This window comes from Acidovorax sp. GW458-11-26-14-TSB4, assembly GCF_059423865.1.
Genome location: NZ_JBWKYR010000023.1, coordinates 33,361 through 54,022 on the forward strand (window position 1 = coordinate 33,361; position 20,662 = coordinate 54,022).

The 20,662-nt window shown below is 68.0% G+C and carries 19 protein-coding genes; 4 read left to right on the top strand and 15 right to left on the bottom strand.

Annotation, left to right across the window (positions count from 1 at the left end; all coding sequences use genetic code 11):
• Positions 1-6 precede the first annotated feature (6 nt).
• The 8 genes from AC07X5_RS27910 to AC07X5_RS27945 form a co-directional block, all read right to left on the bottom strand.
• The gene (locus AC07X5_RS27910) at positions 7-1,062 is read right to left on the bottom strand and encodes an ABC transporter ATP-binding protein (RefSeq protein ID WP_494772784.1); all 1,056 of its coding nucleotides are present in this window, start codon (positions 1,060-1,062) and stop codon (positions 7-9) included.
• The gene (locus tag AC07X5_RS27915) at positions 1,052-1,849 is read right to left on the bottom strand and encodes an ABC transporter permease (RefSeq protein ID WP_494772785.1); all 798 of its coding nucleotides are present in this window, start codon (positions 1,847-1,849) and stop codon (positions 1,052-1,054) included. The genes AC07X5_RS27910 and AC07X5_RS27915 overlap by 11 nt, the downstream gene beginning before the upstream one ends.
• 10 nt (positions 1,850-1,859) lie before the next feature.
• Complete coding sequence (locus AC07X5_RS27920) at positions 1,860-2,675, bottom strand: ABC transporter permease (RefSeq protein WP_494772786.1); 816 nt, start codon at positions 2,673-2,675, stop codon at positions 1,860-1,862.
• A 5-nt stretch (positions 2,676-2,680) separates the two neighbouring features.
• On the bottom strand, positions 2,681-3,694 hold the full coding sequence (locus AC07X5_RS27925; protein WP_409962152.1) for an ABC transporter substrate-binding protein: 1,014 nt from the start codon (positions 3,692-3,694) through the stop codon (positions 2,681-2,683).
• 37 nt (positions 3,695-3,731) lie between these two features.
• Positions 3,732-4,724 carry a LacI family DNA-binding transcriptional regulator gene (locus tag AC07X5_RS27930; protein WP_409962154.1) on the bottom strand — a complete coding sequence of 331 codons (993 nt, stop codon included), beginning with the start codon at positions 4,722-4,724 and terminating at the stop codon, positions 3,732-3,734.
• A 130-nt stretch (positions 4,725-4,854) separates the two neighbouring features.
• Positions 4,855-5,358 (bottom strand): signal peptidase II, encoded by a 504-nt coding sequence (gene lspA, locus AC07X5_RS27935; protein WP_409962170.1) that lies wholly within the window; start codon positions 5,356-5,358, stop codon positions 4,855-4,857.
• Positions 5,358-8,216, bottom strand: a complete 2,859-nt coding sequence (gene ileS, locus AC07X5_RS27940; RefSeq protein WP_494772787.1) for an isoleucine--tRNA ligase — start codon at positions 8,214-8,216, stop codon at positions 5,358-5,360. The genes lspA and ileS overlap by 1 nt, the downstream gene beginning before the upstream one ends.
• A 112-nt stretch (positions 8,217-8,328) precedes the next feature.
• On the bottom strand, positions 8,329-9,381 hold the full coding sequence (locus AC07X5_RS27945; protein ID WP_409962158.1) for a bifunctional riboflavin kinase/FAD synthetase: 1,053 nt from the start codon (positions 9,379-9,381) through the stop codon (positions 8,329-8,331).
• A 169-nt stretch (positions 9,382-9,550) separates the two neighbouring features.
• Here AC07X5_RS27945 and AC07X5_RS27950 point away from each other — a divergent pair, with 169 nt between their 5' ends.
• A complete protein-coding gene (locus AC07X5_RS27950; RefSeq protein ID WP_409962160.1) occupies positions 9,551-10,108 on the top strand; it encodes an HNH endonuclease in 558 nt (185 codons plus the stop codon).
• Between the two features lie 32 nt (positions 10,109-10,140).
• Here AC07X5_RS27950 and AC07X5_RS27955 read toward each other — a convergent pair whose 3' ends face one another.
• From AC07X5_RS27955 to AC07X5_RS27970, 4 genes are all read right to left on the bottom strand, one after another.
• The gene (locus tag AC07X5_RS27955; RefSeq protein WP_494772788.1) at positions 10,141-11,532 is read right to left on the bottom strand and encodes an alpha/beta fold hydrolase; all 1,392 of its coding nucleotides are present in this window, start codon (positions 11,530-11,532) and stop codon (positions 10,141-10,143) included.
• 79 nt (positions 11,533-11,611) lie between these two features.
• Positions 11,612-12,727 carry an acyl-CoA dehydrogenase family protein gene (locus tag AC07X5_RS27960; protein WP_494772789.1) on the bottom strand — a complete coding sequence of 372 codons (1,116 nt, stop codon included), beginning with the start codon at positions 12,725-12,727 and terminating at the stop codon, positions 11,612-11,614.
• Between the two features lie 12 nt (positions 12,728-12,739).
• On the bottom strand, positions 12,740-13,921 hold the full coding sequence (locus AC07X5_RS27965) for an acyl-CoA dehydrogenase family protein (protein ID WP_494772790.1): 1,182 nt from the start codon (positions 13,919-13,921) through the stop codon (positions 12,740-12,742).
• A 46-nt stretch (positions 13,922-13,967) separates the two neighbouring features.
• The gene (locus AC07X5_RS27970; RefSeq protein WP_494772791.1) at positions 13,968-14,666 is read right to left on the bottom strand and encodes a YceH family protein; all 699 of its coding nucleotides are present in this window, start codon (positions 14,664-14,666) and stop codon (positions 13,968-13,970) included.
• Between the two features lie 24 nt (positions 14,667-14,690).
• Here AC07X5_RS27970 and purN point away from each other — a divergent pair, with 24 nt between their 5' ends.
• A complete protein-coding gene (purN, locus tag AC07X5_RS27975; protein ID WP_494772792.1) occupies positions 14,691-15,275 on the top strand; it encodes a phosphoribosylglycinamide formyltransferase in 585 nt (194 codons plus the stop codon).
• 6 nt (positions 15,276-15,281) lie between these two features.
• On the opposite strand, the gene AC07X5_RS27980 is transcribed toward purN, so the two are convergent.
• The 3 genes from AC07X5_RS27980 to AC07X5_RS27990 all read right to left on the bottom strand — a co-directional run bounded on the left by AC07X5_RS27980 (position 15,282) and on the right by AC07X5_RS27990 (position 17,425).
• Complete coding sequence (locus tag AC07X5_RS27980) at positions 15,282-15,836, bottom strand: hypothetical protein (RefSeq protein WP_409960592.1); 555 nt, start codon at positions 15,834-15,836, stop codon at positions 15,282-15,284.
• 135 nt (positions 15,837-15,971) lie between these two features.
• Positions 15,972-16,955: a XopAW family type III secretion system calcium-binding effector gene (gene xopAW / locus AC07X5_RS27985; protein WP_494772793.1), complete on the bottom strand. Its 984-nt coding sequence runs from the start codon at positions 16,953-16,955 to the stop codon at positions 15,972-15,974.
• Between the two features lie 206 nt (positions 16,956-17,161).
• Entirely contained in the window at positions 17,162-17,425 is a 264-nt protein-coding gene (locus tag AC07X5_RS27990) for a DUF1653 domain-containing protein (RefSeq protein WP_494772794.1), read from the bottom strand.
• 44 nt (positions 17,426-17,469) lie between these two features.
• On the opposite strand from AC07X5_RS27990, the gene AC07X5_RS27995 reads away from it, so the two are divergent.
• On the top strand, positions 17,470-19,326 hold the full coding sequence (locus tag AC07X5_RS27995) for a M48 family metallopeptidase (RefSeq protein WP_494772795.1): 1,857 nt from the start codon (positions 17,470-17,472) through the stop codon (positions 19,324-19,326).
• A gap of 60 nt (positions 19,327-19,386) precedes the next feature.
• Positions 19,387-20,658: an RsmB/NOP family class I SAM-dependent RNA methyltransferase gene (locus AC07X5_RS28000; protein WP_494772796.1), complete on the top strand. Its 1,272-nt coding sequence runs from the start codon at positions 19,387-19,389 to the stop codon at positions 20,656-20,658.
• Positions 20,659-20,662: the final 4 nt, after the last annotated feature.

Below are 20,662 nucleotides of genomic sequence, written 5' to 3' on the forward strand. Positions count from 1 at the left end.
GGCTGATCAGGGGCTTTCGTGGCTGGGCATGAGGCATTCTGGGCGGATGCGGATGGCCACGTTCTCGCCATGGCGGGCCGGGTGGTCGCGCGCCACGTCGGCCTGCAGCGGGCCTTGGCCGTCCACCGCCAGCGTGAGCTGCACGCGCTCGCCCAGGAAACTGCGGCGCAGCACCTCGGCGCGGCCCCAGCCGTCACCGGCGTGGCCGGGCCGCACCTCGATGTCTTCGGGTCGCACCAGCAGTACGGAGTCGGGGGCAGGGCAGGGCAGCTCGATGCCGCCCAGCGGCAGCACCTGGCGCTGGCGGGCCGCGTCGTCGCGCTGCAACCGGTTGACCCGGCCCAAGAAGGTGGCCACGAAGGGGTGGGCCGGTGCGCGGTACAGCGTCTCGCCATCGCCCACCTGCACGATGCGGCCGGCCTGCATCACGGCCAGGCGGTCGGCAATGGCCAGGGCCTCCTGCTGGTCGTGCGTGACGTGGATGGCCGTGATGTGCAGGCGGCGCAGCAACTCGGCCAGCTCGTCGCGCAGGGATTCCTTGAGCTTGGCGTCCAGCGCAGTGAGCGGTTCGTCCAGCAGCAGCACGCGCGGGCGCACGGCCACGGCGCGGGCCAGGGCCACGCGCTGGCGCTGGCCGCCCGAGAGTTCGGCGGGGCGCTTGTTTTCCAGACCGTTCAGGCGCACCAGGTCCACCAGCTCGCCGACCACGCGGCGCTGCTCGGTCGCATCGGTGCCGCGGATGCGCAGGCCGTAGCCGATGTTGGCAGCCACCGTCATCTGCGGGAACAGGGCATAGTGCTGGAACACCATGCCGATGCCGCGCTGCTCGATGGGCAGTTGCGTCACGTCGGTGCCACCGAAGGCGATGCAGCTGCCTGCGTCAGGCGACTCGAGGCCCGCGATCAGGCGCAGCAGCGTGGTCTTGCCGCAGCCCGAGGGGCCCAGCAGGGCCAGCACCTCGCCGGGTTCCACGGTGAGGTCAGTGGGCTGCAGGCCGCGCGTGCCGTCGGCATAGGTCTTGGCGCAGCGGACGATGTCCACGCGCGTGCGTTCAAGTTCCATGGTGTTTCTCGATGAAGCTGCCGATGGCCTGCAGGCCCCACAGCACGGGAAGGATGACGATCAGGAACACCAGCGTGTAGGCCGAGCCGATCTCGATGCGCATGGAGGCGTAGCTGTCCGCCAGGCCCACGGGCAGGGTGCGCGTGAGCGGGGTGTGCAGCATCCAGGTGAGGTTGAATTCGCCCACCGAGAGCGTGAACACCATCAGGCAGCCCGCCACGATGGCCGGCAGCACGGCCGGTACCAACACGCCGAGAAAGCGCTGCGCGAAGCTGGCGCCCAGCGAACGCGCTGCCTCTTCGAGCGAGCGCAGTTCGTCCTTCTGGAAGGCCGCGCCCACGGTGCGCACCATGAAGGGCAGCGTGAACACCATGTGCCCCACGAGAATGAAGGCCAGGCTCTGGCGAAAGCCCTGCAGCGTGCCGTAGGCCAGGATCAGCGCGAGCGCGCTGGCCAGGCCCGGCACGGCCACGGGCAGCGTGAGCAGTTCCTCGAACAGCCGGGCCCAGCGCGATCGGCTGCGTGCCAGCGCATAGGCGCAGGGCACGCCGATGGCGAGGTTGCCCAGCACGCAAGCCAGCGCCAGCAGCAGCGACGCACCCACGGTGCCGCCATAGTTCTCCCACACCTCGCCGAGCCAGCGCAGGGTGAGCCCGCTCTTCAGGCCGGTGCTGTAGTTGTTCACCAGCCCGGCCAGTACCGACAGCGCGATGGGTGCGAGCATGAACAGGGCCACCAGCGCCGTGAGGGCGACGAGGGACCAGGGGGCTTGTCGTGCGTTTCTCATCATGGGTGCTTCAGAAGGCCGGGGTGCCGGAGGCGCGGCGCGCCGCCCACAGCACCAGCCAGGTGATGAGCCCCAGCGTGATCGACAGGCTGGCGGCCAGTGCGAAGTTGGCGTAGTTGGTGAACTCGTTGTAGATGGTGATGGGCAGCACCTCGAACTTGCTGGCCAGGGTGAAGGCCGTGCCGAAGGCGCCCATGGCGGTGGCGAAGACGATGGCGCCGCAACCCAGCGTGGTGGCGGCCAGCTCGGGCAGCCACACGTCGCGCGCCACGCGCCAGCGCGAAGCGCCCAGTGACCGAGCTGCCTCCTCCAGCGCTGCATCCATGGCGCCTGCCGCGGCGGTGTAGGTGGCGATGGCGCGCGGCAGCGAGAAATACAAATAGGCCAGGAACAGGCCTGCGAGCCCGTAGGCAAAGGTGGTGCGGCCTGCGCCCAGCGCGTCCGACAGGTCGGCCACCAGGCCCTTGCGCCCACCCAGCAGGATCATGAAGAAGCCCACGATGACGCCGGGAAAGGACAGCGGCAGCGTGAGCAGCGACAGCAGCAGCTGGCGTCCGCGAAAGCGCTGGCGCGCCAGCGTGATGCCCACCAGCGCGCCCAGCACCAGCGTGGCCAGCGTGACGGCCAGCGACAGGCCCAGGGTCTGCAGCAGGCTCTGCAGGTAGCGCGCGTTGGTGAGCACCGCGAAATAGGTGGCCCAGCCCTTGCCCGCCGGCAGGGCCAGCAGCAGGGCCACGGGCAGCAGCCAGAAGGCCGCGAAGAAGGCCACGGCCGGCGCTGCGCAGCCGAGCAGCAGCGTGCGTGAAGGAGCAAAACCGTGGCGCATGGGCGTTACTTCACTTCGGCCAGGTAGCGGTCCGAGAAGCCCTTCTGCACGGCGGCCATGCGGCCGTAGTCCACCGTCTTGGCGCGCGCGTAGTCGCTGGCGGGCAGGAAGCGCGCCTGCACCTCCTTGGGCATGGCGCTGGCGCGCACCGGGCGCAGGTAGGCATTGGCCCACAGGGCCTGGCCTTCGTCGGAGAGCACGAAGTCCAGCACCTTCTTGCCGTCTGCGGCGTGGGGCGCATTGGCCACCAGGCTCATCACATACGGCACGACCAGCGTGCCTTCGGCCGGGATCACGAACTGCACGTTGGCCTTGTCCTTGTACTTGGCGCGGTAGGCGTTGAAGTCGTAGTCCAGCAGGATGGCGATCTCGCCCGAGAGCACGCGCGCATACGAGGTCTGCTTGGGCACGATGGGCTCGTTCTTCTGCAGCGCCTTGAAGTAGTCGATGCCTGGGCCGAAGTTCTCCAGCGTGCCGCCGCGTGCCTGGTTGGCGGCCACGGCGCCCACGTAGCCCACGAAGGCCGAGGCCGGGTCCAGGTAGCCGATCAGGCCCTTGTAGTCGGGCTTGAGCAGGTCGGCCCAGGACTGCGGCACGGGCTTGCCCTTGAGCGCGTCCACGTTGACCATGAAGCCGAGCGTGCCCGAGTGGATGGTGAACCAGTGGCCTGCCGGGTCCTTGAGGCCGTCGGGGATGTCCTTCCATGCCGCAGGCTGGTAAGGAGTGACCAGGCCGTCCTTTTGCGCCTGGATGGCGAAGGTCACGCCCAGGTAGGTCACGTCGGCCACGGGGCTGGCCTTCTCGGCGGCCAGTTGCGCGAGCGACTGGCCCGAGTTCTTGTTGTCCGGCGGCACGGTGACGCCGGTCTTGGCCTTGATGGCCTTGATCTGGCTGCCCCAGTCGGCCCATTCGGGCGGGCAGTTGTAGCAGATGGCGGTCTGGGCCATGGCCGTGCCGGTGGCCGCCAGGCCGAAGGCGAGCGCCGCAGCGCGCAGGAAGTGGGTGAGCGGGAAGGTCATCGGGAACTCCTGTGGACAGGGGGTGGGGAGGGGAGAATCAGGCGGCCGCGCAGGACTCGCCGGTGCGAAACTGGTGCGCCAGGGTCAGCCCGGCATCGGGCGCCAGCGGGGTGCCGCCGGCCATGGCCTGCACCAGCAACTGCACGCAGCAGCGGCCGATGTCGGCATTGGGCTGGGCCACGGTGCTCAGCATGGGGGTCAGGTCTTCGCCCAGTGCAATGCCGTCGAAGCCCGCCACGCTCAGGTCGCGCGGCACGGCCAGGCGGGCCAGGTGGGCCGCGCGGATGCTGCGGATGGCCAGCAGGTCGTTGGAGCAGACCAGCGCAGTAGGCCGGTCCGCGCGCTGCAGCATGGTGGCGACGTCCTGCACTGCGGTTTCGACAAACGGCACTTCGAGCACCGGCGCATCGGCCAGGCCAGCCGCCGCCATGCCGCGCTGGAATCCGCGCCAGCGCTGCTGCGCACGGTCCGAGGCGGAGAACTGGCCGCTGACCATGGTGATGCGCCGGTGCCCCAGCGATGCCAGGTATTCCACCAGTTCGGCCACGGCCTGCTCGCCATCCACCGACACGCAGGGATGGTCCGGGTGCCGGTTGTAGGCCAGCACATAGGGCAGGCCGGCCTCGGCCAGGCGCTGCAGTGCGGTGGACGTGGCAGGGTCGGAGACCACCAGGATCATGCCGTCCACATTGCCCGCCAGCAGCAGATGCACGGCACGGTCTTCCTGCGCCAGCAGGTACTCAGAGGCAAAGGGCAGGATCGCGTAGCCGGCACCGACTGCCGCCTGGGCAATGCCCTGCAGGCATTCTGCGAACACCGGGTTGAGCAGGGTCGGCAGCACCACGCCGATGACGCGGCTGCGCTGGGTGCGCAGCGTGCGCGCGCTGGCGTTGGGCAGGTAGCCCAGTGCCTGGGCGACCTGCTCCACGTGCAGGCGCGTGGCGGGTGTCACCTTGTCCGGCAGGTTGAAGACCCGCGACACGGTGGCGACCGACACGCCCGCCTGGCGGGCCACGTCCTGGATGCTCATGGAACCTCGTTGCAATGTAAACGTTTACATTGGAGCGAAGCCATGTGACGCGCGTGTGACCGGGGCGCAGCGCCGGCCATAAAAAAACGGCCCTCTCAAGGGCCGTTCAGGAATGCGGGAGCGGGGCGGTTTACTTGGCCTTCTTCATCCGCAGCAACTCGTCAAGCACCAGGCACACCGCGCCCACGGTGATGGCCGAATCGGCCAGGTTGAAGGCCGGGAAATGGTAGCCGCGTGCGTAAAAGTCCAGGAAGTCGACCACGTAGCCGTGCATCAAGCGGTCCACCACGTTGCCCACGGCACCGCCCAGGATGCTCGACAGCGCAAAGCAAAAGAGCTTCTGTTCCGGGTGCGCGCGCAACTGCCACACGATGAACACCGTGGCGGCCACGCCGATGCCGGTGAAGGCCCAGCGCTGCCAGCCCCCGGCGTCGGCCAGGAAAGAGAAGGCCGCACCCGTGTTGTGCGCGCGCACGATGTTGAAGAAACTGGTGATGGGGGTGGCATCGCCCAGGCGGTAGGCGTCCAGGATCAGCGACTTGGTGATCTGGTCGGCGACCAGGATCACCAGCGCCCATGCCAGCCAGGGCCACATGCGGCCCAGGGCCGAGGAAGAGCTGCCGTTGGCCGCCATCATGCGTGCACCCGGCTTTCGCCAGCGCCGTACAGGTTGCTCGTGCAGCGGCCGCAGATCGTCGGGTGGGCCGCATCCTGGCCCACATCGGCGCGGTAGTGCCAGCAGCGGTCGCACTTGGCATCGCTGCTGGGCTTGACGCTGATCTGCAGGGCATCGCCCGCCACCAGTTGCACGGCCGAGGTGATGAACACGAAGCGCAGGTCATCGCCCAGGCTGGCGAGCAACGAGTGGTCCTCGGGCGCCGCCGTGAGCACCACCGAGGCTTGAAGGGACGAGCCCACCTGGCCCTCGGCGCGCAGCACTTCGATCTGCTTGTTCACCACGTCGCGGATCTCGCGCAGGCGCGACCACTTGGCCAACATGCCTTCGTCGGCACTGGCGATGGAGCCATAGGTCTCCACGAAGATGGAGTCGGACGAGCCGAACACCTTCCACGCCTCTTCGGCCGTGAAGGACAGGAACGGCGCCATCCAGCGCAGCATGGCGTGCGTGATCTGGTAGAGCGCGGTCTGAGCGCTGCGGCGCGCCAGGCTCTTGGGCGCCGTGGTGTACAGGCGGTCCTTGAGCACGTCCAGATAGAAGCCGCCCAGGTCTTCCGAGCAGTACAGCTGCAGCTTGGCCACCACGGGGTGGAACTCGTAGACCTTGTAGTGCGCGAGCACCGTGGCCTGGAACTCGGCCGCGCGCGTGAGCGCATAGCGGTCGATCTCCAGCATCTGATCGAACGGCACGGTGTCCGTGGCCGGATCGAAATCGCTCACGTTGGCCAAGAGGAAGCGCAGCGTGTTGCGGATGCGGCGGTAGGCGTCCACCACGCGCGCCAGGATCTTCTCGTCGCCCGCGATGTCGCCCGAGTAGTCGCTCGCGGCGACCCACAGGCGGATGATCTCGGCGCCCAGCTTCTTGTTGATCTCCTGCGGGTCGATGCCGTTGCCCAGCGACTTGCTCATCTTGCGGCCTTGGCTGTCCACGGTGAAGCCGTGGGTCAGCAGGCCGCGGTAGGGCGCGCGGCCTTCCAGTGCGCTGGCCAGCAGCAGCGAGCTGTGGAACCAGCCGCGGTGCTGGTCATGGCCTTCCAGGTACAGGTCGGCCTCGGGGCCGGTGTCGTGGTGCACGTTGGGGTGCGTGCCGCGCAGCACGTGGAAGAAGGTGGAGCCCGAGTCGAACCACACCTCCAGGATGTCGGTGCTCTTGGTGTAGCAGGCGGCGTCCTCGGCGCCCAGGATCTCCTCGGGCGTCACGCGGCTCCAGGCCTCGATACCGCCCTTCTCGACGATCTCGGCCGCCTGGTCCATGATCTCCATGGTGCGCGGGTGCAGCTCGCCCGAATCCTTGTGCAGGAAGAACGGGATGGGCACGCCCCAGCTGCGCTGGCGCGAGATGCACCAGTCGGGCCGCCCGGCGATCATGTCGTGCAGGCGGGTCTTGCCGTTCTCGGGGTAGAAGCTGGTGTGCTCGATGGCGTCCAGCGCGATCTGGCGCAGGGTCTTGGCAGGCTTCTCGCCGGCCTTGGTGAACACGCCTTCGCCTTCGTCCATGCGGATGAACCACTGCGCAGCGGCGCGGTAGATCACCGGCGTCTTGTGGCGCCAGCAGTGCGGGTAGCTGTGGCTGATGTCCTTGGTGGCCATCAGTCGGCCGGCGTCGCGCAGCGCCTCGATGATCACCGGCACGGCCTTCCAGATGTGCTGGCCGCCGAACAGCGGGAAGTCCGGCGCGTAGGTGCCGTTGCCCTGCACGGGGTTCAGGATGTCCTCGAGCGCGAGGCCATGGGCGCGGCAGGAGTTGAAGTCTTCCAGGCCGTAGGCGGGCGAGGAGTGCACGATACCCGTGCCGTCGTCGGCCGTGGCGTAGTCGGCCAGGTACACGGGCGAGAGGCGGCGGTAGCCGGCGTCCACGTCGTAAAGCGGGTGCTCGAATTCCAGGCCGCCCAGGTTCTTGCCGGCAGTGGTGGCCAGCACCTGGCCGGTGAGGCCGTAGCGCTCCAGGCACGAGGCCACCAGCGGTTCGGCCACGAGCAGCAGGCGCTCGCCAGCGTCCACCAGCGCGTAGCTGATCTCGGGGTTCAGGTTCAGCGCCTGGTTGGCGGGGATGGTCCAGGCGGTCGTGGTCCAGATCACCACGAAGGCGTCCTTGGCCAGCGCGGGCAGGCCGAAGGCGGCGGCCAGCTTGGCGGGCTCGTGCGCCTTGAAGGCCACGTCCAGCGTGGTGCTCTTCTTGTCGGCGTATTCGATCTCGAACTCGGCCAGCGAACTGCCGCAGTCGAAGCACCAGTACACGGGCTTGAGGCCGCGGTAGACGAAGCCGCGCTCCATCACGCGCTTGAAGGCACGGATCTCGCCCGCCTCGTTGGCGAAGTTCATGGTCTTGTAGGGGTTGTCCCATTCGCCGAGCACCCCGAGGCGCTGGAAGTCGGCCATCTGCTGCGCGATCTGCTCCGTGGCATAGGCGCGGCTCTTGGCCTGCATGTCGTCGCGGCTCAGGTTGCGGCCGTGCTTCTTCTCGATGGCGTTCTCGATCGGCAGGCCATGGCAGTCCCAGCCGGGCACGTACAGCGCGTCGAAGCCTTCGAGCTGGCGCGCCTTGGTGATCATGTCCTTCAGGATCTTGTTGACCGCGTGGCCCATGTGGATCTGGCCGTTGGCATAGGGCGGGCCATCGTGCAGGATGAACTTGGGCGCACCGCAGCGCGCATCGCGCAGGCGCTTGTACAGGCCCTTGTCCTCCCACTCCTTGACCCAGCCCGGCTCGCGCTTGGGCAGGTCGCCGCGCATGGGGAAGGGGGTGTCGGGCAGGTTCAGGGTGCTGCGGTAATCCGGTGCAGTGGATTCGGGGGTACTGGCGTTGTCGGACATGGGGGAGCCTTAAAACGGGGCATTCCGGGGCAGGCCCGGAGCAAATGCGGGAAGCAACAAGGAGGGTTGGACGGTATCCGGCCTGCAGGGCAGGCGCTGCGCAGGCAGCCCCCTAAATTCGGTCGCGCGTGGTCTGGCGCCGGGTCTCGGTGTGGTTGGTGGGTGCGTGGGCCGACGCAAAGTAGGCGCGCGCATCCGCACAGTCCTTGGCAATGCCTGTTGTCAGGGCATCCAGACCATCGTACTTGAGCTCGTCGTGCAGTTTGTGCAGCAGTTCCACCCTGACGATTTTACCGTACGCCCCTTCGGCCCCCAGTTCGGCGGGCCATTGCAGGCAGTGCGTCTCCAGCAGCACGCGGCCGCCATTCACGTCGTCGGGGTCCAGCGAGGGTCGCACACCCAGGTTGGCCACCCCCTGCAACGGCGTTTCACCCAGGCCATGCACGAGCACGGCGAAGATGCCGCTGGCGGCGGGTTTCCAGTGCGCAAAGCGCAGGTTCAGCGTGCGAAAGCCGTCGCCCGCACCCTCGGCCGTGGCGCCCAGTTCGCGCCCGAGCTTGCGGCCATGCACCACATGGCCCGAAATCGCGTAGGGCCGTCCCAGCAGGCGGGCCGCGGCCTCCATGTCGCCCTGGCCCAGGGCCTGGCGCACGGCAGAGCTCGACACGCGCAGCCCGTGCACCTCGTAGCTGTTCATGCGCGCCACGTCGAAGCCTTTGGCCTGGCCGGTGGTATCCAGCAGGGCGTAGTCGCCCGCGCGCTGGGCGCCGAAGCGGAAATCGTCGCCCACCAGCACATAGCGCACCCCAAGCCCCTTGAGCAGCACCTCGTCGATGAAGGCCTGGGGCGACTGGGCGGCCAGGCGCGCATCGAAGGGCAGCACCACCGTCTGCTGCACGCCGCAGCGTGCCAGCTCGGTGAGCTTGTCGCGCAGCGTGCCCACACGCGCGGGCGCCAGTTCGGGCTTGTGCAGGGCCCCGGCAAAGTAGTCGCGCGGGTGGGGCTCGAAGGTGAGCACGCAGCTTTCCACCCCCCGATGGGCGGCCTCGCTGTTGAGCAGGGCCAGCATGGCCTGGTGGCCGCGGTGCACGCCATCGAAGTTGCCGATGGTCAGCGCGCAGGCGGGGGCGATGCCGGGGTGGTGGAAGCCGCGGAAGATCTTCATGGACTTGTTATCTTTTTGATAGCAGCTTGGGCATATGGGTAAAGCACCAGACGCCAATCTGTCACGAAAACAGAGTATATTGTGTACTACGGGCCCGGCTGCGCAGCCGGGTCCGCGAGACATCCGCGTTCCGATTCCTTGTGTTCATTCTTGTTCCAGGAGGCGTGTTTTGAAGGTCTTGAAGCTGTCAGCCCAGGGGCTGCCCCAGTCGTGGATATCGCTGGAGCAGGCCGTCACCCACTATGCTGCCGACGAGGTGCGCTGGGAATCCGGCGGCCAGGTCGCGCTTTTCCGGGGTGGGCACAACGCGGTCACGGGCGAGCAGTCGGTGATCGCGGTCAACAGCATCATCGGCACCAAGGGCGTGCCCAGCATCAACCCCTTTGACCTCAAGCCCGGCCTGACCAACAGCAAGCTCTTCATCCGCGACCGCAATGTGTGCGCCTACTGCGGCGGCCACTTCCACGAAGACAACCTCACGCGCGAGCACATCGTGCCTTTTGCCCGCAACGGGCAGGACCACTGGATGAATGTGGTCACCGCCTGCCGGCCGTGCAACCACAGGAAGGGCCCGCGTACTCCCGAGCAGGCGCACATGCCGCTGCTCTACGCCCCGTACGTGCCCAGCCTGTGGGAAGACTTCATTCTGCGCAACCGCCGCATCCTGGCCGATCAAATGGAATTTTTGATGGCCCACGTACCGAAATCTTCGCGCTTGCTGGCATAGAGCAGGGCAGGCTCCGCACCTGCCCTGTCTGTTCAATACGTCAGTTCCAGAAACACCAGGTGCCCGCTGGCGGCCGGCCAGGTCTGGCCCACCACGCGTTCGCCATTGAACTGCGCGGCCACGCTGCGCTGGGGGCCCTCGGGCTTGATCTTGGCCGAGGCCACGCCAGCGCCGGCCGGCACGCCTGCGGGCGGGGCGCCGTCCAGCAGCATCTGGTCACGCGCCGGGTCCAGGTAGCCGCGCGGGCGGGTCATGCTGACCACGCTGGCGGCAGCCTTGTCGGCGTCGGCGATGCGTTCGGCGCGCAGGTGCACGATGGCGCTGCTGCGCGGAAAGCCGCTGCGGTAGATGTGCGTGGTGGCATAGCCCGGGGCGGTGATGGCGAATTCCAGCGGCGCGCCCGTCGGCACGGCCACGGGGCCCCACTGGCCATCGGCCGCGACCGTGGTGCGCAGCAGCGCATTGCCGGTGCGGGCGCCTGTGGCTGGGTCGGTGGCAAACACCTCCAACTGGGCGCCGGGCAGGGGCAGGTTGTTGCTGAAATTGCCGGTTTTCGCGTCCAGCGGGTCCACACCGAGGCCCGTGACCTTGCCGGACAGGGCCACGCGCGCCTCGTTGGCGATGGCCGTGGAGGACGGCGCCTTGCCCGTGATGAACTGGTAGGCTGCGGCAAAAGCGGCGGGCGAGAACGAGGTCTCGCGGTGGTCGATGCGCGGGATCACCACGTTGGTGGCGCCCTTGAGCTCGGGCCCGGCCGCCGTGACATTCGTGGCCGTACCTTTCTGGCCGATCCACAGGCCGTCGGGCTGGGCGAATTTGTCGTTGCTGTCCGAGCGCACGGTCATCCAGCGCACGGGGCCGGTGACCTCGTCGCCAGCGGCGTTCTTGGGCGCGTTCAGGCCCTTGAGGAAGGGGCCTGTGCCCGCGAACTCATTGCCTTCGCGAAAACCCGGAATCGCCCAGACGCCATGGTTGGGTGTGCCGCCCAGGATGGCATGGCTCACGGTCTGGTCGCCACCGCCGTTCTGGATGTAGTTGCGGATCGCGTTGCCGCCGCGCGAGTTGCCGATCAGCACCACCTTCTTCGCGCCGGTGGCCTTGAGCACCTTGTCCACCTCAGACTTGAGGTAGGCCATGTGCTCGGCCGCCGAGGTGCGCCCGGCCTGGGGCTTGGTGTCGTCGTCGCGGTTGAGCGGGTAGGGCACATCGATGGCGTGCAGGCGCTCGCGCGGCCAGCCGTTGGACTCGAAGCGCCACACCGTGGTCTGCCACAGGGCTGCCGTGTCGCCGTTGCCGTGCACGAAGACGATGGGCGGAAGGCTGCTGTCCTGCAAAGGTGCCTGGCTGGCGCAGCCCGCAAGGGCCAGCGCCGTGGCGGCTGCGGCAATCAGTGCGGATCGGCGTTGCAGGGAAATCGTCGTCATCGTGTTCTTCTCCAGAAATGAAAAATGCCCGTGGACCGGGTGATCCACGAGCATGTCATGCCGGTGTTACGTGCCTGCGTCAGGCAAACACGCCCGCCGTGTCCTGCATGCGCGCCGACACCTCGCCCAGGTGGTGCAGCGTGTCGCCAAAGGCCATCTCCAGCTGCGTGAGCTTCTTGAAGTAGTGGCTGCCGATGTACTCGTCGGTCACGCCGATGCCGCCGTGCAGTTGCACCGACTGCTGGCCCACGAAGCGCATGGCCTGGCCCAGCTGCACCTTGGCGCGGGCCATGGCGGCGCGGCGCTCGGCGGCGGGGGCGCCCAGCTTGAGGCTGGCGTAGTAGCTCATCGAGCGCGCCAACTCCAGCTGCATCTTCATGTCGGCCACGCGGTGGCGCAGGGCCTGGAAGCTTGAGATCAGCACGCCGAACTGCTTGCGCTGGTTCATGTACTCGACGGTGCCGGCCACGGTCTTGTCCAGCACGCCCACGGCCTCGGCGCAGGTGGCGGCGATGCCGGTGTCCACGGCCAGCTCCAGGGCGGCCAGGCCGTCGGTGGTCACCAGGGTGGCGGGCGCGTTGGCCAACACCACTTCTGCGGCGCGGCTGCCGTCCTGCGTGACGTAGCCCTTCGTGGCGACGCCGCTGGCCGAGCGCTCCACCACGAACATCGCGATCTTGCCGTCGAGTTGGGCGGGCACCAGGAAGGCATCGGCCTGGTCGCCCGCAGCCACGATGCTCTTGGTGCCGCTCACCGTATGGCCGCCCGCGGCTGCGGTGGCCTTGGCATCGCACACATCCAGGCGGTAGCGCGCCTTGCGCTCCTGCTGGGCCAGTACCACCAGCGCTTCGCCGCTGGCGATGCGCGGCAGCCAGGCGCCCTGCACCTCGGCGCTGCCGAACTCCGAGAGCACGGCGCTCGCGATAAAGGCCTGGGCCAGGGGCTCCAGCACCATGCCGCGCCCCAGCTCCTCGGCCACCACCATGGCATCCACGGCGGTCTGGCCCAGGCCGCCATGGGCCTCGGGCACGGTCAGGGCCGTCAGGCCCAGCTCGGCCAGTTCATTCCAGGCGTCGCGCGAGAAGCCACCGGCCTCCACGGCCGCACGGCGGCGCTCGAAGCTGTAGCCCTTGTCCACCCATTTGCGCACGGCGTCGCGCAGCTGTTCCTGGTCGTCGGAAAAATCGAAATCCATGTTCTTGTCTCCTTAGCCCAGAACGGTCTGCGCCACGATGTTGCGCTGCACCTCGTTAGAGCCGCCGTAGATGGTGGTCTTGCGCAGGTTGAAGTAGGTCGATGCCAGGGGCGCGTTGGCCGCCTCGCCGCCAGGGAAGTCGCCCTGCCAGCCGGCTTCCATGGCTTCCTCGATGAAGGGCAGGGCAAAGGGGCCCGCGGCCAGCATCATCAGCTCGGCATAGCGCTGCTGGATCTCGCTGCCGCGGATCTTGAGCAGGCCGGCGATGTCGAGCGAGTTCTTGCCCGACTTCTCGGCCGAGAGCACGCGCAGCACCAGCATTTCCAGGGCCACGATGTCCACTTCGAGCAGGGCCACCTGGTCGCGGAAACGCGTGTCTTCCCACAGGCCTTCGGCCTTGGCGATGCGCTTCAAACGCTCCAGTTCGCGCTTGCTGCGGTTCACGTCGGCGATGTTGGTGCGCTCGTGGCTCAGCAGGTGCTTGGCGTAGGTCCAGCCCTTGTTCTCTTCGCCGATCAGGTTCTCGGCCGGCACTTCGACGTTGTCGAAGAACACCTCGTTGACCTCGCACTCGCCATCGAGCAGCTTGATGGGGCGCACGGTCACGCCGGGCGACTTCATGTCCAGCAGCAGGAAAGAGATGCCGGTCTGCGGCTTGCCCTCGGTGCTGGTGCGCACCAGGTTGAACATCCAGTCGCCATGCTGGCCCAGCGTGGTCCAGGTCTTCTGGCCGTTGACGATGTACTTGTCGCCCACGCGCTCGGCGCGGGTCTTGACCGAGGCCAGATCCGAACCCGAACCCGGCTCGCTGTAGCCCTGGCTCCACCAGACTTCGCCGCTGGCGATGCCGGGCAGAAAGCGCTTTTGCTGCTCGGCATTGCCGAAGGCCATGATCACCGGGGCCACCATCACGGGGCCGAAAGGGATGATGCGTGGCGCGCCGGCCAGTGCGCACTCTTCTTCGAACAAATGCTTTTGCACGGCGGTCCAGCCGGGGCCGCCGAATTCCTTGGGCCAGCCGAAGCCAAGCCAGCCCTTCTTGCCCAGGATCTTGGCCCAGCCCTGCATGTCGTCGCGGGTCAGGCGCAGGGCGTTGTGCACCTTGTGCGAAATTTCGGGGGGCAGATTGCTGCGGACCCACGCGCGAACTTCTTCGCGGAAGGCCTGCTCTTCGGGGGTGAATGCGAGGTCCATACGGCTTGTCTCCTGAGAAGTCCTGTTTGTAGCACGGTCGTTCGTTTTATTCCTGTCCGGGTGGCGACATCGGGGCCTCGGGCGGGGCGATGCCCAGCTCTGCGCACAGCCGCTCCACCGTGGCCTGCAGGCCGGCCACCTGGGTCTCCAGGGCCGTCACACGCGCCTGCAGGGCCGACGGCGCTCCACCCCCTGCGGCACTGGCGGCGGCCGGGGCGGTGGTGTCCACCGGCCCGCACAGCAGGTGGGCCCAGCGCTGTTCGCGTGCTCCGGGAGCCCGGGGCAGCAGCACGACCAGCGGCCCGCCCTTCTCGGCGCTGCGTTCCTGCAGCTCGTCGAGGAAGGCCTCGACCGACGAGATGTCGGCAAACCGGTACCAGCGTTCGGCATTGATGCGCAGCTCGCCCGCGGTCTGCGGACCGCGCAGCATCAAAAGGCCCAGCAGCACCGCCGACTGCTCGGGCACGCCCACGCCGCGCTGGAAGTTGTGCTCCCAGCGCGTGGTGCGGTTGCCGCTGGTCTCGAAGGCAAGCGTCTGCTGGCGCAGGGAGTCCAGGGCCTCCTGGACCTCTGCCTCGCTCAGGGTCATCACTGGGTCGCGGCTGGTCTTCTGGTTGCAGCCGGTCACCAGGCCGTTGAGCGACATCGGATAGCTGTCGGGCACGGTGCGGGCCTTTTCCATCAGCGTGGCCAGCACGCGGGCTTCGTTGGCGGTCAGGGGGCGGTTGGCGGGGTCGAAGGGCATGGCTGGGATAATCCGTGGCAATTTATGAAGAACATCGTGATTTTGATCTCTGGCAGCGGCTCCAACATGGCTGCCATCGTGCGCACTGCGCAGCAGGAGGACTGGGCGCGCCGCCACGGTGCCCGCGTGGCGGCCGTGCTGAGCAACAAGGCCGATGCCCCGGGCCTGGCCTTCGCGCGCGGCGAAGGCATTGCCGCCGAGGCGCTCGACCACAAGGCCTTTGCCAGCCGCGAGGATTTCGACGCGGCCCTGGCCCAGGCCATCGACTGCTACCAACCCGCCCTGGTGGTGCTGGCGGGCTTCATGCGCATTCTGACGCCGGGCTTCGTCGCGCGCTATGCCGGTCGGCTGATCAACATCCACCCCTCGCTGCTGCCTGCCTTCACGGGTTTGAACACCCACCAGCGCGCCATCGATGCCGGCTGCAAGGTCGCCGGCGTCACGGTGCACCAGGTCACTGATGAGTTGGATGTGGGCCCCATACTGGACCAGGCAGCAGTCCCGGTACTCCCGGGGGACACGGCCGAAACTCTGGCGGCCCGGGTGCAGGCCCAGGAGCACGTGATCTACCCGCGTGCCGTGCGGGCATTCGTGGCTGCGCTGGGCTGATCGCGCTCAGAGGGTGCGCACCACCTGGGCTTCGCTGCTCTCCAGCAAGTCCTGTGCGAGCACGGTCTGGTGCGAATCGGTGGCGTGGGCCACCACCACCCACTGGTGGCGCCGCAGGGCAGAGCGCACCTGGCTGATGACCCAGATGCGGTCGGGCCGCAATGCCGCAAGCGCGCCCAGCATGAGGCCGAAGGTGGTGCCGAAGCCCACGATGGCGATGAACGCCAGCAAGGGGCTGTTCAGCACCGCAGGTTCGTGGGTGGCGATCAGGAAGCCAAAGGCCAGCAGGCCCAGTACGGCGCCAGCGCAGCCCGCAATCGCGTGGGTGCGAACCAGGGTGGTGACAAAGCCCTGCGGCTGCGGCTCCAATGTCTGGGTGAGCAGATCCCGCGCGCGCAACCGGGCCTGCTCCGGCCCCAGCAGCCGGACCTGGTCGGACGCCATGCCGGGCAAGCGCAGCAAGCGGCGCACCGCGATGTCCGCATCGGCCTGCCGGGTGAAGAACCCTACGACCTTGGCCAGCGATTTGTCGCTGAATATTCCTTGCAAAAGATAGTCCATGAAAGTGCTCCGGGCCCTCGGGCATGGAGGCCTGGGCAATGGCTATAAAGATATACCGGGCTTCCGGGGGATGCTGTAGGACTGCACGGCGTGCAGGTGCGGGCGCAGGGCCTCACACCTCCACGCCGTCTTGTGTCAGGCCAGTGCGCTCAGGCTGGCGCCGCTGGTGCTGCGCGACCAGGAGCCGGCTGCGGCCTCGTACTGGCTGCGTGCCAGTTGGGCCAGTTTCACGAGGTCCGTGTTCTGCCCGCTGCCGGACGATTCGCTGCGGGACGCGGATTCCGTGCTACCCGTGGCGCTGGCGAACTGGCTCGTCAACTGGCTGATGAAGGACTGTGCCTCTGCGCTGCTGATGCTGCTGTCGCCGTTGGTATCAATGGTCTTGAACAGCGCTGTGATCGCATCCGCCTGGGTTGCGCCCGCGGCCTGCTCCGCGGCCGAGACCACACCATCCTCGTTGGTATCGAGCGGGTCATAGGTGGTGCTGCTGCTGGCCGACGCACCGCACGGACCGCCTGGAGGTGGCGGTGGCATGCCAGCCACCACGCCACCTCCGGCCTCGCCCGAAGGCCGTCCGGCGTCGAATTCGGCCTCCGAGAGGCTGCCGTCGCCATCTGCGTCGAGCTGGCTGAACAGTTCGCCGCTGCTGACGCCGGTCTTGCCCGCCGTGCCACCGGACATCTTTTCCAGCAGGGCCTGGAGTTCGGTCTGGCTCACGCCGCCGTCGCCATCGGTATCCACCTTGCCGAACAGGTCGTCGCCTGCCTGTCCCGTAGCGCCCGTGCTGCTGTCGCTGCGCGACTGTGCGAAGGCCATGGTCGACGGCGGCGGGGGCAGAACGCTTTGCATCGTCTTGCCCAGCTCATCGGCATTGAGGCTACCGTCGCCATCGCTGTCGTACTGCTGGACCAGGCCGGCGGCGCTGGCCTGACTGCCCACGCCGGTCTTGTTGGACACATCGTCCAGCAGGCCCTGCAGCTCCGTTGCGTTCACGCCGCCACTGCCATCGGTGTCCATCTTGGCCAGCAGCCGCTCCGGCGAGTGCCCCGGGCGTTGTTGCGCCCGCTGCATATTCGCACTGGACCAGGCACTGCTGACGCTGCTTGTGATGCTCGTCATCGTCGTTCCTTCCAAGGGTTGCGGGCCGCGGCCTGTGTTCCCCGAAGCGGCGAGCAATGCCGGCAGCGGCCCGTGTCCCATTCTTGGAAGCTCCGGTCACCGCGGTTTGTACGGTTTGTGCCCGGGCGGACACAATGGCGCAGGTGATCGTGCGAACTGGCGGGTGTTTGCCCTTCAATTCGGCGCATCGCCCCGCAGGGGCGGGTTCATGCGGGCGCAGGCGGTGCAGTCTCGTCGCTGCATTTCTCGAAGCGCGGGCGCAGGCGGCCATCGATCAGCACGTCCTCGGCGAACATGGCCGCGGGGCGCACCCACAGGCCGCGCTGGCCGTACAGCGCGCGGTACAGCGTCATGGGCTCCAGTGTCTCGCTGTGGCGCACGGTGTCGATCACCTCGTAGAGCATGCCCTTGTAGTGCCGGTACAGGCCGGGAGGGGTGAGGGTCAATGCGGGCAGGTCGTTGTCGGTCATTTAGTATGTCGGTCGATAAAGAACAAGGTTGAGGGGAAAGTCCAGTGGATCAGGCAGATTTCGTGCACCTGGTGCGCATGAGCGAGCAGGACAGTGCCGACAACAGCCGCCGTTACCGGCTGGGCGTGGCTGCGTTCGCTGCGCTCGGCTACGCCTGGGTGCTCGGCTGCCTGGCACTGGGCGTGGGCTTGCTGGCCTGGGCCATTCCGCAGCTGCTGTATGGCCGGTTCCGGCTGGTGCTGGTGATGGTGCTGCTGGGCGCTGCCAGCCTGCTGTGGGTGAGCATACGCGCCCTCTGGGTGCGGGTGGACGAGCCCAAGGGCATGGAGATCACCGCGCTGGAGGCGCCCGAGCTGTTCGAGGCGCTGGAGCGCATGCGCCGCAAGATCAAGGGCCCGCCCATCCACCATGTCTACCTGAACGACGAGTTCAACGCCAGCATCCAGCAGCTGCCGCGCTATGGCCTGCTGGGTGGGGCCGTGAACTACCTGACCATCGGCCTGCCGCTCTTGCTGGCGCTGGACCGGCCGCGCTTTCTGGCCGTGCTGGCGCACGAATACGGGCACCTGCGTGGCGACCATGGCCGGTTTGCGGCCTGGATCTACCGCACCCGGCTGTCCTGGATGCGATTGAACAGCAGCCTGGAGGACGATGAGGGCGCCGTGGCCGTGGCCACCCAGGCCTTCATGCGCTGGTATTTCCCGCGTTTCGTGGCCAAGACCTTCGCGCTGGCGCGCCAGGACGAGTACGAGGCCGACCGCATCGCCGGCAAGCTGCTGGGGCGCGACATCGCCGCGGCCGCGCTGATCGAGATCGAGGTGCGCGGCGAATGGCTGAACGACAACTTCTGGGGCCGCCACTGGAGCGAGGCCGCCGGCAATCCCCTGCCCGTGGGGCCCTACCGGGCCATGCGCAAGCGCCTGGCCGAAGTGCCCGAGGCCGCATTCGCCAACGACGCGCTGCGCCAGGCGCTCAAGCGCATCAGCAACGTGGACGACACGCACCCAGGCCTGCGCGACCGCCTCGAATCGCTGGACGCTGTGCCCACCCTGCCTGTCGAATGGTCGCGGGGTGGGGCGCTGGCACTGCTCGGGTCCGAGGCCAAGCGCTGGGTGGCGCATTTCGACAAGCAATGGTGCCGCGACAACGCTGGCGAGTGGAAACGCCACCACGGCTGGCTGGGCCGGGTGCGCGACCGTGCCCAGGTCCTGCAGGCGCGCATGCCCCAGGCCAGCGCTGCGGAGCTGGTGGAACTGGCGCGCCTGCAGCGCCACCTGGACCCGCGCGCCGAGGTGCGCGGCCTCTACGAGACGGCGCTGGCGCGCAGCACCGATTACCCGGCTGCGCTGCGCGGGCTGGTGCAGTGCCTGGCGCCCGAGGACCGCGAGGGCAAGATGGCCCTGCTGCACCGGCTTTGGGAGGCCGGCAGCAGCGACCGCTACTGGACCGCGCGCACCGCGCTGGCCGAACTGGAAACGCCGCGCCTGGGCCACGACCACGATGCCGCTGCCTTCAAGCAGTGGCGCAAGCGGCTCGAGCGCGCCCAGGAGTCCGAGGAACGCGCCTGGGAAGAGCTGTCGGGCACCTCCTTCTTCAGCCAGACCACGCGCCATGACCTGAGCCCCTTCGAACTGGAGGAGCTGCAGGCCGAGCTGGTGCGCTACAGCGATGTGGAACGCTGCTGGCTGGTGCGGAAGAACCTGCGCGAGCACCCCCAGCGCCGCGCCTACCTGGTCTTCGTGGACCTGCCCGACATGGACGACGGCAGCCGCTACCAGCTGTGCCGTGCCATGGAGCGCCAGCTTGGTCTGCCCGGCCCGGCCCTGGTGCTGTGGGCGGGCGAGTCGCCGACGCTCAAGGAAATCCAGCGCTCGGCGTTCGACCCCGTATTCACACGTTGAAAGGGCCGGCAAAAGCCCAAATCAAGGATCCATGGGCCAGAGTGGGACAATCGGGGGGATATGCATCCGAAAGCTCTTCTCGACGCCTGCGCTGAACTCGTCAGGCTGACCCTTACCTTCGAACACCCCGCCGATGCGGTGGTGTCGCGTTTTTTCCGTGACAACAGGGGCCTGGGGCCCCGCGAGCGCGCCACACTGGCCGAGACGGTCTACACCGTGCTGCGCAAGAAACTGCTGTTCGATCACATGGCCCCCTCGGGCTCGGGCCCGAAGGAGCGGCGCCTGGCCATCCTGGGCTTCCATGGCCCGCGCGATTTCCTTCTGGGGGCGCTCAACGAGCAGGAAAAGAAGTGGCTCGCCCAATGCGATGCCGTGACGGCCGACGACCTGATGGAGCGCCACCGACACAACCTGCCCGAGTGGCTGGTGCAGCCTCTCAAGGACCAGTTGGGCACGGGCTTCTGGCCGCTGGTGGAAAGCCTCTCAAACGCCGCGCCGCTGGACCTGCGCGTGAATGCCTTGCAGGACAAGCGCGCCGACGTGCAAAAGGAGCTGGCCAAGGCCGGCATCCAGGCCGTGTCCACGCCGTACTCTCCCTGGGGCCTGCGCATCGATGGCAAGCCGGCGCTGGCCAAGCTCGACGCCTTCACCCGCGGTGCGGTGGAAGTGCAGGACGAAGGCTCGCAGCTGCTGGCCCTGCTGCTCGACGCCAAGCGCGGCGAGATGGTGGTCGACTTCTGCGCGGGTGCGGGCGGCAAGACGCTGGCCATCGGCGCCACCATGCGCAACACCGGTCGCCTGTACGCCTTTGATGTCTCGGGCCACCGGCTCGATGCCCTGAAGCCACGCCTGGCGCGCAGCGGTTTGTCCAACGTGCACCCTGCCGCCATTGCCCATGAACGCGACGAGCGCGTCAAGCGCCTGGCCGGCAAGATCGACCGTGTGCTGGTCGACGCACCCTGCTCGGGCCTGGGCACCCTGCGCCGCAACCCCGACCTCAAGTGGCGCCAGTCGCCCAAGGCGGTGGAGGAACTCACGGCCAAGCAGACCGCCATCCTGGCCAGCGCGGCGCGCCTGCTCAAGTCCGGCGGCCGGCTGGTGTATGCCACCTGCAGCATCCTGCCCGAGGAAAACGAGGCGATCGCGGACGCCTTCACTGCGGCGCATCCCGACTTCGTGCCCCTGGATGCGGGCGAGGCCCTGGCCCAGCTCAAGGTCGAGGGTGCTGATAAATTGTGCAGCGGCGGTGCCTCGGGCACTGGCTATCTGCGTCTTTGGCCCCATATGCACCAGACGGACGGGTTCTTCGCCGCCGTGTGGACGAGGAAGTAGTCCG